The sequence below is a fragment of the Pseudorhodoferax sp. genome (assembly GCF_047601025.1).
Lineage (GTDB): Bacteria > Pseudomonadota > Gammaproteobacteria > Burkholderiales > Burkholderiaceae_C > Pseudorhodoferax.
The window spans coordinates 447033-461848 of the sequence record NZ_JASGJZ010000001.1; the positions used below are offsets into that span (position 1 = coordinate 447033).

Sequence of the window (14816 nt, forward strand, 5' to 3'; positions counted from 1 at the left end):
GCGCGCAGGCAGGACAGCGGGCGCCCCGGCGCCGTCGCCCATGTTCCGGGGATGTGCCCGATGTCCGGTTCGGTGCAGACAATGCGTGGAACGGTCGACAAGGATGCTGCTTGACCCCCATGCGCCCGCCTCCCGACATGCAGACCCTGCGGCAGCTCAACCAGCTCCTGGCCGCGGCGCTGGACCTGCCGCCGGAGCGCCGCGACGCCTGGCTGACCACGTTGCCGCCGGACCATCGACCGCTGCTGCCGCAGTTGCGCGCCATGCTGGCGCGCGCCGCGCTGGAGACCGACGACTTCCTGCAGCGCGGCGCCCCTGCGCTGCTGGCCGCGCAGGGCCTGGTGGAAGACGCGCCGGGCGACCGGATCGGCCCCTACCTGCTGGTGGCCGAGCTCGGGCGTGGCGGCATGTCCACCGTCTGGCGCGCGCGGCGCTGCGACGGCGGCCTGCAGCGTGAGGTGGCGCTGAAGCTGCCGCACGCCAGCTGGGCGCACGGCTTCGCGCGGCGCATGGCGCGCGAGCGCGACATCCTGGCCACGCTGGAACACCCGCACATCGCGCGGCTGTACGACGCCGGCCTGACGGAGCAGGGCCGGCCCTGGCTGGCGATGGCCTGCGTGGACGGGCAGCCGATCAACCAGCACTGCCACGCACACCGCCTCGGCGTGCCGCAGCGGCTGCAGCTGTTCCTGCAGGTCGCCGACGCCGTGGCCTACGCGCACAGCCGCCTGGTGGTGCACCGCGACCTGAAGCCGAGCAACATCCTCGTCACCCCCCAGGGCGAGGTCTGCCTGCTGGACTTCGGCATCGCCAAGCTGCTGGACGACGACGATCCGGCGATGACGGATCTCACGCGCCAGCTCGGCCGGCCCATCACGCCGGACTACGCCGCGCCCGAGTACCTGGGCAACCACCCGGTCGGTACCCTGGCCGATGTGTTTTCCCTGGGCGTGGTGCTGTACGAACTGCTCGTCGGGCAGCGGCCCTACACGCTGGGGCCGCGCGTGCAGGCGGACATGGAAGAGGCCCTGCACCAGGTCCGCGTGGTGCCGCCGAGCCTGCGTGCCGGCGACGCGGCCACCCGCCGCGCGCTGCGCGGCGACCTGGACACCATCGTGCACAAGGCGCTGCGCGTCTCGACCGCCACGCGCTATCCCAGCGTCGAGGCCCTGGCCGGCGACATCCGCCGCCACCTGCAGGGCGAACCGGTGCTGGCACAGCCGCCGAGCTGGCGCTACCGTGGCATGAAGTTCCTGCGCCGACGCCGGCTGCCGCTGGCCGTGGCCGCCCTGGTGCTGGCCTCACTGCTGGCCGGCCTGGGCGCCGCGCTGTGGCAGGCCTCGCACGCGCGCGAGCAGGCGCAGCGCGCCGAGCAGGCCAGGCAGTTCGTGACCTCGATCCTGCGCCATGCCCAGCCGCGCCAGGGTGCCGCCGGCGCGGTGCTGGCGGCCGACCTGCTAGCGGTGGCCGGCGAGCGCATCGAGCAGGAGCTGGCCGCCGAGCCACGCGTGGCGGCCGAGCTGGGCGTGGTCGTCGGCGAGGGCCTGGCCGGGCTGGGCGATCCATCGCGCGGTGCTCCCGCCCTGCGCGCGGCCGTGGCGCGGGCGACGCTGGTGCACGGCCCACGCCACCCGTTGAGCATCCACGCACGCGCGCTGCTGGCCCAGAGCCTCGAGCTGCACCATCCGGACGAGGCCGGCCGCATCGCCGATGCGCTGGTGCCCGATGCGCTGGCCGGCTTGCCGACGACCGCGGCCGACGCCGTGCTGGCGCTGCGCAGCCAGGCGCTGCAGCACGCCCGTCGCGGCGACGCGCCGGCCGCCTACGCCACGCTGCAGCAGGCGATCGCGCTGGCCGAGCAGCACCTGGGGCCGCGACACGAGCAGACCGTGCTGACCATGGGCCTGCTGGCCAGCACCTACGGCCGCTTCTACCAGCACCGCGACCAGCTCGGCGCGGCCGAAGAGGCCCGCGCGCGAGCTGAGGCGAGCCTGGGGGCGCTGCGGCCCCAGGTCACGCTGGCGCTGGTGGAGCGCTGGTACGGCGCGGCACTGCGCAGCAACGACCGGCCGGCCGATGCGGTGCCGATCCTGCGCCGCGTGCTGCAGGACCAGCGCGTTCTGGACGGCAGCGACACGCCGCGCGTGCACATGGCCATGTACCAACTCGGCCTGGCGCTGTCGGAGACCGGCAAAATCAACGAAGCGCTGGTGCTGCTGAGCGCGAGCGTGGCCATCGACGCGCAGCAGCGCGGCGAGGACAACCTGGACCAGCGCGACACGCGCGCGGCGCTGGCCGGAGCGCTGGGCTATGCGCGCTTCGCCGACGAAGCGCATGCGCTGTCGGTCGAACTGGAGCTGGCGCCGCGGCCGTTGCGCGCCGACGCCAGCCCGGTCCAGATCGCGCAATTCCTGCGCCACGCGCAGATGCAGGCGCTGCGCAACGAGGCTGACGCCGCTGCGCAGATGGTGCAGGAAGCCGTGCAGCGCATCGGCGAGGCGCAGGCCGGACTGCGCGCCGAGGCTTGGGCGATCGCCGCCCTGAACGCACGCTTGCAGCGCCGTACCGACGAGGCCATCGCCCATGCGCGCCGCGCCTGGGACGACCCGGGCCGCACGGCCACCCGGCGGTCGGGCCAGGCCGTGATCGCGGCCGAGCTGGCCAGCGCTTGGCTGGACCGCGGCGATGCCGCGCAGGCCGCGCCCTGGGTGCGGCAGTCGCTGGCGCTGTTCGAGCAGGCCCAGGTCGAGCCCTCGCCGCGCTCGGCGCCGGCCTGGGTCGCGCAGGCCCGGCTGCTGCTGCACGAGAGGCGCGCCGCCGAGGCGCTGCGCGTGCTGGAGCCGCTGCTGGCCTCCTGGCGCGCGGTGCATCCCGACAGCGCCTGGCACGGCGAAGCGCTGCACTGGTCGGCGCGCGCGCTGGCGCAGCTCGGCCACGCGCAGGATGCACGCAGGCAGCGGCTGGCCGCCGCCGCACTGCTGGCCACATCGCCGCTGCCGATGCTGCGCGCGCTGGCCTCGAACCCTGGCTGATGTCCGCCGCGGCGACGCCAGTGCGTGGTGCAGGCTGAAGCGCAAGCCCCCGTCCAACCACCCCACACCCGCAACCCGACCCAGGAGACCCGCGCCATGAGCATCCCGACAGAACCCCCACGCGGCGCAGCGCGCAAGGCCTGCCCGCCCCGCATCGCGCTGGTGCTGGGCAGCGGCGGCGTGCGCAGCGTCGCGGCCATCGGCGTCGTGGACCGGCTGGCGCGCGAAGGCATCCGGCCCGACCTGGTCGTGGGCTGCAGCTCCGGCGCGCTGTTCGGCGCCACCATCGCAGCCGGCATGAACGCCGACGATGCGCTGGAAACCGCGGTCCGCCTGTGGACGGCCGACCTCACGCGCCAGAAGCGCTGGCGCGCGCTGGCGCAGCTGCTGGCACCCCGATGGGCCGGGTTCGACGCCGATTTCTCGCTGCGCGACAACCGCCGCATCGCCGAGCGGCTGAACAGCGCCTTCGGTGGCCTGCGGCTGGAACAGCTGGCCACGCCGCTGCGTGTGGTCGCCACCGAAGCGGCCACCGGCCAGCGCGTGGTGCTGTCCGAAGGACCGCTGACGGACGCGCTGCTGGCCAGCATGGCCGTGCCCTTCATCTTCCCGAGCGTGCAGATCGATGGACGCCGGCTGGTCGACGGCGTGGTCAGCGATCCGCTGCCGGTCGGCGTGGCTGTCGATGCGCAGGTGGTCATCGCGCTGGGCCTCCGTGGTGAGATGCCGCGCCGGCCGAACAGCGCCAAGCGGCTGGCGGCGCAAGCCACCACTGCCATGATCAACAACCTGATGCAGGCGCGACTGGACGCCGCGCGCGCCAGCGGGCAGCGCATCGTCTCGCTGCACCTGCCGCTGAGACAGCACGTGGGGCTGTGGGAAACCGGCGCCATGCCGGCACTGTCCAACCTCGGCCGCCAGGCCGCGCAGGCCGCGCTGCCCGAGCTGTGGAACGCACTGCAGGACGGGCACGAGCGGCTGGCCGCCTGAGCCGCGTCAATCGAAGAGCCCGCTCCTTCCCCTCTGGGGGACGGCTGGGAGGGGGCGCGCACGACAGGCGCCGCGGCCCACCGCTGGCCCCCGCCCTTCCCCACAAGCGGCAGGGCGCAGCGTCGGCTGCCATTGCACAGGACTGCGATTGGGGCTCAGAACGGCAGCGTTGCCGACACGCCGGCCAGCCAGGTGCGCCCCGGCGCCGGTTCGAAGAAGCGGCCACTGCCCTCGTTGACGATGACCGAGCCGGCGTAGCGCTTGTCCAGCAGGTTGTCCGCGCGCACGAAGCCCTGCAGCTCCCAGCCGGCCAGCCGCGCGGCGTAGCCGACGAAGGCCGAGGCCACGCCGTGGCCGGCTGCGGCATCGTCGTTCAGGTCGTTGACCTGCACGCGGCCCAGCGCGCGCCACTCCACGCCGCCGCGCCAGCCCGACGGCGGCTGCCAGGCAGCGCCGGCGTACAGGCCGGGCCTGGCCAGGCCCGGCAGGCGCATGCCGGCATGGGGGTCGTCGTGGTAGCGCGTCCAGCGCGGTGGAGGCCAGCCGCGCGCGCAAATGCTGCGCGAAGGTCTGCGTCCAGCCCAGTTCGAAGCCGTCGCGGCGCGTGCGGCCGGCGTTGCCGAACACGCTGCGCCCGCCGCTGCTCGACAGCGTGACGATCTCGTCCTTGGTGTGGGTCTGGAACACGGCCGCGTTCCACTCGCCCCGCGCGCTGCGGGCCTTCAGGCCGAGTTCCAGGCTGTCGCTGCGCGCCGGCTGCAGCCCGAAGTTCAGGCCCGGCCGACCGTCGCCGCGATAGGACAGCTCGTTCAGCGTCGGCGTCTCGAAGCCCTTGCCGGCGGCCGCGTACGCGCGCAGGCCGCCGGTGACGGCGTAACTCGGGCACCGGCAGCGTGGCGCCGTAGCGCGCGCGGCCGCTGCCGTCGCCGCGCGGGGCCAGCGGGTCGGCCGCGGGATCCCAGCCGTTCCAGTCGCCGATCACGCTGACGGCGCGGGCGTTCGGCGCCCAGACCGCGAAGCGGGCGCCGTCGCCGTCGAGCACGCCGCCGAGGCGGCCCGCCAGGGCGGTGTGCGTGCCTTCCCGGAAGTAGTGGAGATCTTGTTCGGTGAGCATGCTGGTGCGGTGCGGGCCGCGCAGGCCGCGGCGAAACGGAGGCGCCAGTGTGGCCGCGCCGCACCGTGGCGCCCAGCGGACACCTGCGGCACCGGCTGTAGGCCGAGACCGCGAGCGACCCCGGGGCGGTGGTAAAACCGCGGCGGTTGAGGTATAGGGAGCATCCGTGGGCACGCTGTTCGAGATCGATTGGTCGTTCATCCTCATCGTGGTACTGCTGGCCGTGCTGACGGTGTCGCTGGTCGTGCGCCACCTGCTGCTGCGCCGGCAGCAGCGCAAGGCCGAGCGCCGCGCCGCGCGCCGCGCCTACCGCGAGTGGCTGCGCAGCAGCCAGGCCGCGCTGGACGGCGTCCCGGCGGACGGCGCGGGAGCGGGCGGGGACGACGCCCGCCCAGGGTTCACGCCAATGTCACGCGATTGACACACTGCTAGGCTCGGCGCCGGCCCGATCGGGCCGTTTTCGTTTCCGACCGCAGCGTGAGAGCCATGCACAAGACCATTTCCAACATCCTCCTGGCCGGCGCCGCGCTGGCCGCCAGCGCGGCCGCGTCGGCCCAGCAGGTCAACGTGATCTGCTCGGTGCAGGCCGACTGGTGCAACATGATCGCCACGGTCTACGCCAAGACCACCGGCGTGAAGATCAATCTCGCGCTCAAGGGCTCCGGCGAGGCGCTGGCCCAGCTGATCGCCGAGCGCGACAACCCCAAGACCGACGTCTGGTTCGGCGGCACCGGCGACCCGCACCTGCAGGCCGCCGAGCAGGGGCTGACGCTGGAGTACAAGTCGCCCTCGCTGCCCCAGCTGTACCCCTGGGCGCAGCAGCAGGCCGCCCAGTCCGCCTACCGGACGGTGGGCATCTACATGGGCCCGCTGGGCTTCGGCTACAACACCGAGCTGCTGGCCAAGCGCAAGCTGGCCGCGCCCAAATCCTGGGCCGACCTGCTCAAGCCCGAGTACAAGGGCGAGATCCAGGTGGCCAACCCGGCCTCCAGCGGCACGGCCTACACCATGATCGCCACGCTGGTGCAGTTGATGGGCGAGGACAAGGCCTTCGACTACCTGAAGGCGCTGCACCGCAACGTCGGCCAGTACACGCGCTCGGGCACCGGCCCGATCAAGGCCGTCGCGCGCGGCGAGACCGCCGTGTCGATCAGCTTCGTGCACGACGCGCCGCAGGAGCGCATGCAGGGCTTCCCGGTGGAGACCAGCACGCCCAGCGAAGGCACCGGCGCGGAGATCGGCTCGATGAGCATCGTCAAGGGCGCGCGCAACCTGGAGCAGGCCAAGAAGTTCTACGAATGGGCGCTGACGCCCGGCGCCCAGGCCTTCGGCGCGGCGGCCAAGCAGTACCAGCTGCCGTCGAACAAGGCCACCGCGGTCGACCCGAACGTGCCGGACTTCAAGAAGATCAGGCTGATCGACTACGACTACCGGAAATACGGCAGCAGCACCGAGCGGCGGCGGCTGATCGCGCGCTGGGAGAAGGAAGTCAACTCGCTGCCGCGCTGAGCCGTGCCGCGCCATCCCAACGCCGCCCCCTGGCTCTGCGTCGCGGCCGGCCTGCTCGCGTACCTGGTGCTGCCCTGGTACGCCATCCAGGACACCAGCTGGTGGCAGGCGCTGCCCGGCGTCTTCTCCGAAGGCGATGCGGCCAACGGGCTGCTGCAGGCCCTGCGCCAGGGGCGCGGCTGGCTGCTGGTGGGCGTGGCGGGCCTGGCGCTGGCCGCCATCGGCGCGCTGCAGCCCGCCGGCCGCGCGCAGGGCCGCTGGCTGCTGGCCGGCGGGCTGCTGGGCGCGGCCGGCCTGGCGCTGGCGGGCTTCTCGATCGGCGCGCGCGGCTGGAGCATCGCCACGCTGCAGGCGCTGTTCGGCGAGCTGTCGGTCAACCAGTTCGGCATCGGCGCCGGCGGCTTCGTCGCCATCGCCGCGCTGATCCTGCTGGCGGCCTTCGGCCTGGCGCGGCTGGGCTTCTTCCGCGGCGACCTGTTCGTCGCGGGCGCGGTGGTCGGCTGCGGCGTGCTGCTGGCGCTGTTCATCGCCTATCCGGTCGGCAAGGCGCTGGCCGGCGCGTTCCGCACCGAGGACGGCGACTGGTCGCTCGCGGCCTTCCTCGGCCGCGTGTTCACCGAGCGCATCTGGGGCCTGTCGTGCCTGGCCGGCGGCGCCAGCTGCGGCGTGGCCTGGAACACGCTGCTGCTGGCGCTGCTGGCGGCCGCCGGCACCACGGTGCTGGGCACCATGATGGCGCTGATGGCCGAGCGCGGCAGCCGGCGCTGGCAGGGGCCGCTGCGCGTGGTCGCGCTGCTGCCCATCATCACGCCGCCGTTCGTCGTGGGGCTGGGCCTGATCCTGCTGTTCGGCCGCGCCGGCATGGTCAACCAGCTGCTGGAGAACTGGTTCGGCGTCGCGCCCACGCGCTGGTTCTACGGGCTGCCGGGCATCCTGACGGCGCAGCTGTTCGCGTTCACGCCGATCGCGTTCATGATCATGCGCGGCGTGGTGCAGGGCATCGCGCCCAGCCTGGAGGAGGCCGCGCAGATGCTGCGCGCGGACCGCCGCCGCACGTTCTTCACGGTCACGCTGCCGCTGCTCAAGCCCGGGCTGGCCAACGCCTTCCTGGTCGGCTTCATCGAGAGCATCGCGGACTTCGGCAACCCCATCGTGGTCGGCGGGCAGTACAGCGTGCTGTCCACCGACATCTTCTTCGCGATCGTCGGCGCGCAGTACGACGCCGGCCGCGCCGCGGCGCTGGCCTGGGTGCTGACGGGCTTCGCGCTGGCGGTGTTCGCGCTGCAGCGCGGCGTGCTCGGCCGGCAGAACTACACGACGGTCAGCGGCAAGGGCGACGCCGGCATCGCCATGCCCCTGCCCGACGGCGTGCGCCGCGCCTGCCACGGCGTGGCCCTGCCCTGGATCGCGTTCACCGTGGTGGTCTACCTGTTCGCGTTCGCCGGCGGCTTCGTGCAGACCTGGGGGCGCGACTACACGCCGACGCTCAAGCACTTCTGGACCGCGTTCGCGCTGGAATGGGGGCAGTACGGCCTGGTCTGGGCCGGCACCGCCTGGAACTCGCTGTTCACCACGCTCAAGCTCGCCGGCATCTCCGCGCCGATCACGGCGGCGGTGGGCCTGCTGATCGCCTGGCTGCTGGCGCGCAACACGTTCCGGGGCCAGGGCGCCTTCGAGTTCGCGGCGCTGCTGGCGTTCGCGATTCCGGGCACGGTGCTGGGGGTGAGCTACATCCTGGCCTTCAACGTGCCGCCGCTGGAGCTGACCGGCACCGGCCTGATCATCGTGCTGTGCTTCATGTTCCGCAACCTGCCGGTGGGCGTGCGCGCCGGCACGGCGGCGTTCAAGCAGCTGGACCGCTCGCTCGACGAGGCGTCGATGATGCTGCGCGCCTCCACCGCGCAGACGCTGCTGCGCGTGGTGCTGCCGCTGCTCAAGCCCGCCCTGGTCGCGGCGCTCGTCTACAGCTTCGTGCGCGCGATGACCACCGTCAGCGCCGTGATCTTCCTCGTCACGGCCGAGAACGAACTGGCCACCACCTACATCATCGGCCGCGTCGGCAACGGCGACTACGGCGTGGCGCTGGCCTACTGCACGGTGCTGATCGTGCTGATGTCGCTGGCCACGGCGCTGATCCAGCTGCTGGTCGGCGAGCGCCGGCTGGGCCGGCGCAGGACGCCCCCGCAAACGGGCCAACCCACGATGGAACAACCCGCATGAACGGCATCGAATTCCGCAACGTCACCAAGCGCTACGGCAGCGACCCCAAGGCGCCGCTGGCCGTCAAGGGCATCAGCTTCGAGGTGCCGCAGGGCACGCTGACCACCATCCTCGGCCCGTCGGGCTGCGGCAAGACCACCACGCTGCGCATGATCGCGGGGCTGGAGTCGCCGACCTCCGGCCAGATCCTGATGGGCGGGCGCGACGTGACCACGCTGGGCCCGGCCGAGCGCAACGTCAGCATGATGTTCCAGAGCTACGCGCTGTTCCCGCACATGGACGTGCAGGACAACGTGGCCTACGGCCTGCGCATGAGCGGCGTGGCCAGGCCCGAGGCCGCGGCGCGCGCCCGCGAGGCGCTGCGGGGCGTCGGCCTGGTCGGCTACGACCAGCGGCTGCCGAGCGAGCTGTCCGGCGGCCAGCAGCAGCGCGTGGCGCTGGCGCGCGCGCTGGTGCTGGAGCCGGCCGTGCTGCTGTTCGACGAGCCGCTGTCCAACCTCGACGCGCGGCTGCGCCGCGAGATGCGCGAGGAGATCCGCGCGATCCAGCAGCGCCTAAAGCTGACGGTGGCCTACGTCACCCACGACCAGAGCGAGGCGCTGGCGGTGTCGGACCAGATCATCGTGATGGACCACGGCGTGATCGCCCAGCGCGGCACGCCGCAGGCGCTGTACAGCCGGCCGCAGAGCGAGTTCGTCGCCGGCTTCATGGGCGAGGCCATGGTGTTCCCGGCCGAGGCCCGGGCCGACGGCCAGGTCGCGCTGGGCCCGCTGGCCTTCACGCCGCGCCATGCGGTCGCGGCCGGCCCGGTCAAGGTCGCGGTGCGGCCCGAGGCCTGGCGCATCGGCGCGCCCGGCGGCCTGCCGGCCACGCTGAAGAAGGCGGCCTACCTGGGCAGCGTCTACGAGTACAGTTTCGACACGCCGCTGGGCAGCGTCTTCGTGGTCTCGCCGGACCTGGAGAACCCCCTGGCGCCGGGCGCGCAGACGGCGCTGGGGCTGGGTACGCACGGCGTGTCGGTGGTGCAGCAGGCCGCCGCGTGAGGCGGCGCCCGCGCGGCTAGAACCGCGCCGTGGCCGACACGCCCGCTAGCCAGGTGCGCCCCGGTGCCGGCTCGAAGAAGCGGCCGCTGCCCTCGTTGACGATGACCGAGCCGGCGTAGCGCCGGCCCAGCAGGTTGTCGGCGCGCACGAAACCCTCCAGCTCCCAGCCAGCCAGCCGCGCCGCGTAGCCGGCGAACGCCGCGGCGACGCCGTAGCCGCCGGCGGCGTCGCTGTTGGCGTCGTCCACGGGGACGCGGCCCTGCGCGCGCCACTCCACGCCGCCGCGCCAGCCGGCCGGCGGCCGCCAGGCGGCGCCCAGGTACAGGCTCTGGCGGGCCAGGCCCGGGATGCGCGCGCCGGCATGCACGCCGCCGGCGTAGCGCGCGTCCAGCGCGGTGTAGGCGAGCTGGGCCTGCAGGTGCCGGTGGAAGGTCTGCGACCAGGCCAGCTCCAGGCCGTTGCGGCGCGTGCGGCCGGCGTTCTGGTAGAGGGTGCGCCCGCCGCTGCTGGACAGCGTGGCGATCTCGTCCGCGGTGTCGGTGCGGAACACCGCGGCGCTCCATTCGCCGGCCTGCGCGCCGCGCGACTTCAGGCCCAGCTCCAGGCTCTTGCTGCGCGCCGGCCGCAGCGCGAAGTTCAGGCCCGGCTGGCCGCCGGCGCGGTAGGCCAGTTCGTTCAGCGTGGGCGTCTCGAAGCCCTTGCCGGCCGTGGCGTACAGGCGCGTGGCCTCGCTGGCCGCGAAGCTGGCGCCCAGCACCGGCAGCGTGGCGCCGTAGCGCGCGGCGCCGCTGTCGTCGGGGTTCTGGGCGTTCACGAAGCGGTCCCGCGCATCGAAGCGGATGCGGCTGTGGCGCAGGCCGGCGTTCAGGCGCCAGCGCGCGGCGGGCGCCCAGTCGGCCTGCAGGTACTGGTCGAAGCTGCGCACGCGGTTGCGCTCGTCGCGGCGCAGCGCGCCCTGCACGCCCAGGCGGTCGCCGACGAAGTTCTGGTAGCCGCGCCGGTCTTCGCCGAGGCCGTCGTAGGCCAGCCCGCCGACCAGCGTCAGCGGCGCGCCGGCCAGCGTGGCATGCCAGGTCCAGCGCAGGTCGCCGCCGGCGTAGCCGCGCTCCAAGTCGATCATGCCGCCGGGATGCAGCGGGCTGCCCTGGGCCGCCGCGGGGATGGCCTGGAACTGCGTGGTGCCGCGCCGCCCGCCGTACAGGCTGGCCTGCCAGGCGTGGGCCTCGCTCGGGTGGTGCTCGTAGACCAGGCCGGCCTGGGTCTGGTCCATGGTCTTGCGCGTGTCGTACTGCAGCGCCGGCGGCGCGACGCCGCGCGGGCGGGCCTGCCACTGCGCGCGCGTCAGGCCCAGCGGGTCCTCGGCCCGGGGCAGCGCCACGCGGTTGGCGACCAGCGTCAGCTTGCCGTCCGCGTGCGGGCGCAGCGTGAACTTGGCGTTGGCCAGCACGCGGCGCGCGGCGCTGTGCGCGCGGTAGCCGTCGGTCGCGAAGCGGCTGGCCGAGACCACGTAGCCCAGGCCGCCGTCGTTCGCGCCGGTGTTGCCGCTGGCCTTGGCGCCGAAGCGCAGCAGCCCGTCGCTGCCGGCGGCCGCGTCCAGCCGCAGCGCGGGCGCGCCGCGGCCTTCCTCGGTGAAGACCTGCAGCACGCCGCCGGAGGAGTTGCCGTACAGCGCCGAGAACGGCCCGCGCAGCACCTCCACGCGCTCGGCGGAGGCGATGTCCACGTGCGAGAGCTGGCCCTGGCCGTCGGGCAGCGTGGCCGGGATGCCGTCCACGTACAGCCGCACGCCGCGGATGCCGAAGGCGGCACGCGCGCCGAAGCCGCGCACCGAGATCTGCACGTCCTGCGCGTAGTTCTGCCGCTCGCGCGCGGCCAGCCCCGGCACGGCCGCCAGGCTCTCGGACAGGTTGACCTGGGCGCGGCCCAGGCGCATGTCGGCCCCGTCGATGCGGTCGATCGAGGCCGGCAGGTCGCGCGCCTGCGCCTCGGTGCGCGTGGCCGTGACGACCACCGACTGCAGCGCCGGCGCCGCCGCGTCGCCCTGCGGCCAGGCGGCCGGCGGCAGCGCGCAGAGGGCGAGGGCAAAGGCGAGGAGCGGCAGGCGGTGTTCCATGGCGGTCGGAGGGTTCGGGACGCCGCGGCGGCGCGGCGGCGGCATCGTCCAAGTATCGGGCCCGGGGGCGAGCATGCCTCGGGCCCCCCGCTCCCGCATCCGGCGCCGCGCAGGCCGGGTGGCGGCCGGTGCCGAAGGCCTGCCGCGGGCTCAGCGCCGGTGCGCCCTCTTCTTCAGCCGCCGCACCTCGCGCAGCTGGTGGCGGAACGCCGCCACCGCCTCCTGCGCCTCGGGCTGCCACTCGTGGACCGGCAGGTGGTCCAGCACCGCTTCCAGCGCGTCGCCGAGCTGGCCGAGCTGGCGGCCGTAGCTGCCCACGTCGTCGAGGATGAGGCGCTCCAGCGCGGGATCGGACGACTTGCCCAGGTTGATGTTCACCCACCCGACCTGGCCATTGGCGACGCGGCTCGCCCAGGTCCAGGGGTTGATGTCCTGCTGCAGTTGCGAGGGTGCCAGCGGCACGTAGAAGTTCGACATGTGTCCCTCCTTGGAACGGCCATGCGCGGCCACCGCGTGGATTGTGCGGCGCAGCATGCCGCCGCGCATCCTCCCGATGGTGGACGGCGGCCCGTCAGTCGAAGATCTTCCCGGGGTTCATCAGGTGCAGTGGGTCCAGCGCGTGCTTGATGGCGCGCATGGCCGCCAGCTCGGCCGGCGTGCGGCTGCGGCCGAGGTAGGGCTTCTTGTGCAGGCCGATGCCGTGCTCGGCCGAGACGCTGCCCGCGAAGTCGCCGACCAGGCCGTAGACCAGCCGCTCCAGGCCCTCCACGTCGCCGGCCACGGTGGACGCGTCGGTGGAGACATGCAGGTTGCTGTCGCCGATGTGGCCGAAGAACACGCTGGCGTGGCCCGGCCAGCGCGCATCGAGCGCGGCGCGGCAGGCGACGGCGAAGCGGCCGATCTCGGCCATGGGCAGGCTCACGTCGAAGTTGACGGGCGGGTGCATGCGCACGGGCAGCTCGGCCGTGGCCTCGCGGATCTTCCAGAAGGCGCGCGCCTGGGCCTCGGACTGCGCGATGGCGGCGTCCAGCACCAGGCCGTCGGCCAGGGCCGGGGCCAGCACCTCCTCCAGCACGGCCGGCAGCCGGGCGGCGTCGGGACCGTCGAGGTCGACCAGGGCCAGCAGCGGATGCGGCGCGGCCAGGGGCTCGCGCAGCTGCTGCCAGGCCAGCGAGGCAGCCACGAAATCGCGCCACATGAGTTCGAACGCCGCCAGGCCGGCGCCGGCCCGCCGCTGCAGCCGGGACAGCAGCGCGAGCGCGGCGTCGTAGTCGGGCACGGCGGCCAGCATGGTCGCGCGCGCGGCCGGCGCCGGGTGCAGCCGCAGCAGCGCGCGCGTGACCACGCCCAGCGTGCCCTCGGCGCCGATGAAGAACTGCTTGAGGTCGTAGCCCGTGTTGTTCTTCTGCATGGGGCGCAGCATGGGCAGCACGCTGCCGTCGGCCAGCACCACCTCCAGCCCCAGCGTCTGCTCGCGCATCATGCCGAAACGCAGCACGCCGTTGCCGCCGGCGTTGGTGGCCAGCGCGCCGCCGACCTGGGCCGAGCCGCGCGCGCCGAAGTCCACGCCGAACAGCAGGCCGCGGGCGCTGGCCGCCTCCTGCACCGCCTGCACGGTGGCGCCGGCCTGCACGGTCAGCGTGCGCGTGGCCTCGTCCACCTGCTCGATGGCGTGCATGCGCTCCAGCGACAGGGCCACGCCATCGGCCAGCGGGCAGGCCGCGCCGGCCAGGCCGGTCATGCCGCCCTGCGGCACGACCGGCACGCGGTGCCGGGTGCACAGCGCCAGCGCGGCGCTGACCTGACCGGTGCTGCGCGGGCGCAGCAGCGCCAGCGGGCGCACCGGCGGCACGCCGCTCCAGTCGGCCAGCTGGCGCGCGGGGATGGCGTCGCCGGTGGCGACCGCGTCGTCCCCCAGCGCCGCGCGCAGGGCCTGGACGAAGGCGCTCACCGGCGCGTCTCGGCGAAATCGAGCACGGCCCGCAGCATGCGCGCCAGGTGCGGCTGCACGCCGGCCGCCACCGCCGGCAGGTAGTCGAAGGGCAGCGTCTCCTGCATGTAGCTGCTCTGCGTCATCTCCAGCTGCACGGCGTGCTGGCCGTCCCCGGGCCGGCCGTGGTGGCGCGTGATGTAGCCGCCGGTGAAGCGGCCGTTCAGCACGCTGGTGTAGCCCGTGGCCTGCCGGGCGATCGCCAGCAGGCGTTCGGCCAGGGCCGGGTCGCAGCTGCTGCCCTGGCCGGTGCCCAGGTTCAGGTCGGGCAGCTTGCCGTCGAAGAAGCGCGGCAGCACCGAGCGGATCGAATGCGCGTCCCACAGCATGGCGATGCCGTGCTGCGCCTTGATGCGCGCCAGCTCCTCGGCGAGCCGGGCGTGGTAGGGGTGCCAGATCGCGTCGCGGCGCGCGGCGATCTCGGCCTCGCCGGGCTGGTCGGCCGGGTCGGCGTAGATGGAGGTGTCGTCGAAGGTGTCGACGGGGCACAGGCCCGTGACGCTCCGGCCCGGGTACAGGCTGGCGCCGTCCAGCGGGCGGTTCAAGTCGATCACGTAGCGCGAATGCGTGGCCACGAGCACCGAGGCGCCCAGCGCATCGGCGAAGTCGTACAGGCGCTCCAGGTGCCAGTCGGTGTCGGGCACGTGGCGCGCCTCGGCCGTGAAGCGCGCGGCCAGCGCGGGCGGCACGTGGGTGCCGACGTGCGGCATGGAGACCAGCAGCGGGCGCGTGCCCTGGCGGAAGCGGAACGGCGGTTCGGTGGTGGAAAAGCGCATGGCGACCTCTCGGAAACGGGGAGCGGGCG

The 14816-nt window shown here is 74.0% G+C and carries 11 protein-coding genes and 2 pseudogenes; 6 read left to right on the forward strand and 7 right to left on the reverse strand.

Features of this window, described 5'->3' with window-relative positions:
- The first annotated feature begins 119 nt into the window (after positions 1-119).
- Entirely contained in the window at positions 120-3032 is a 2913-nt protein-coding gene (locus tag QM782_RS02120; RefSeq protein WP_415201292.1) for a protein kinase domain-containing protein, read from the forward strand.
- A gap of 96 nt (positions 3033-3128) precedes the next feature.
- Positions 3129-4022 (forward strand): patatin-like phospholipase family protein, encoded by an 894-nt coding sequence (locus QM782_RS02125; protein ID WP_415201293.1) that lies wholly within the window; start codon positions 3129-3131, stop codon positions 4020-4022.
- A gap of 155 nt (positions 4023-4177) precedes the next feature.
- On the opposite strand, the gene QM782_RS02130 is transcribed toward QM782_RS02125, so the two are convergent.
- The 3 genes and pseudogenes from QM782_RS02130 to QM782_RS02140 all read right to left on the reverse strand — a co-directional run.
- The gene (locus tag QM782_RS02130; protein ID WP_415205719.1) at positions 4178-4516 is read right to left on the reverse strand and encodes a hypothetical protein; all 339 of its coding nucleotides are present in this window, start codon (positions 4514-4516) and stop codon (positions 4178-4180) included.
- Between the two features lie 55 nt (positions 4517-4571).
- Positions 4572-4979: pseudogene (locus QM782_RS02135) on the reverse strand (TonB-dependent receptor domain-containing protein); the annotation flags it as partial.
- Positions 4960-5343, reverse strand: a pseudogene (locus tag QM782_RS02140) (hypothetical protein); the annotation flags it as partial. The pseudogenes QM782_RS02135 and QM782_RS02140, both read right to left, overlap by 20 nt.
- On the opposite strand from QM782_RS02140, the gene QM782_RS02145 reads away from it, so the two are divergent.
- The 4 genes from QM782_RS02145 (at position 5303) to QM782_RS02160 (ending at position 9908) form a co-directional block, all read left to right on the forward strand.
- Positions 5303-5557, forward strand: coding sequence for a hypothetical protein (locus tag QM782_RS02145; protein WP_415201294.1), 255 nt, complete (start codon positions 5303-5305; stop codon positions 5555-5557). The pseudogene QM782_RS02140 and the gene QM782_RS02145 overlap by 41 nt on opposite strands.
- 65 nt (positions 5558-5622) lie before the next feature.
- A complete protein-coding gene (locus tag QM782_RS02150; RefSeq protein ID WP_415201295.1) occupies positions 5623-6645 on the forward strand; it encodes an ABC transporter substrate-binding protein in 1023 nt (340 codons plus the stop codon).
- A gap of 3 nt (positions 6646-6648) precedes the next feature.
- The gene (locus QM782_RS02155) at positions 6649-8865 is read left to right on the forward strand and encodes an ABC transporter permease (protein ID WP_415201296.1); all 2217 of its coding nucleotides are present in this window, start codon (positions 6649-6651) and stop codon (positions 8863-8865) included.
- A complete protein-coding gene (locus QM782_RS02160; RefSeq protein ID WP_415201297.1) occupies positions 8862-9908 on the forward strand; it encodes an ABC transporter ATP-binding protein in 1047 nt (348 codons plus the stop codon). The genes QM782_RS02155 and QM782_RS02160 overlap by 4 nt, the downstream gene beginning before the upstream one ends.
- Before the next feature lie 16 nt (positions 9909-9924).
- Here QM782_RS02160 and QM782_RS02165 read toward each other — a convergent pair whose 3' ends face one another.
- The 4 genes from QM782_RS02165 to hutG form a co-directional block, all read right to left on the reverse strand.
- A complete protein-coding gene (locus QM782_RS02165; protein WP_415201298.1) occupies positions 9925-12021 on the reverse strand; it encodes a TonB-dependent receptor family protein in 2097 nt (698 codons plus the stop codon).
- A gap of 150 nt (positions 12022-12171) precedes the next feature.
- Positions 12172-12498, reverse strand: a complete 327-nt coding sequence (locus QM782_RS02170; protein WP_415201299.1) for a hypothetical protein — start codon at positions 12496-12498, stop codon at positions 12172-12174.
- Positions 12499-12592: 94 nt separating this feature from the next.
- Positions 12593-13972: an FAD-binding oxidoreductase gene (locus QM782_RS02175; protein ID WP_415201300.1), complete on the reverse strand. Its 1380-nt coding sequence runs from the start codon at positions 13970-13972 to the stop codon at positions 12593-12595.
- Positions 13969-14787: an N-formylglutamate deformylase gene (hutG, locus tag QM782_RS02180; protein WP_415201301.1), complete on the reverse strand. Its 819-nt coding sequence runs from the start codon at positions 14785-14787 to the stop codon at positions 13969-13971. The genes QM782_RS02175 and hutG overlap by 4 nt, the downstream gene beginning before the upstream one ends.
- Between the last annotated feature and the right edge of the window lie 29 nt (positions 14788-14816).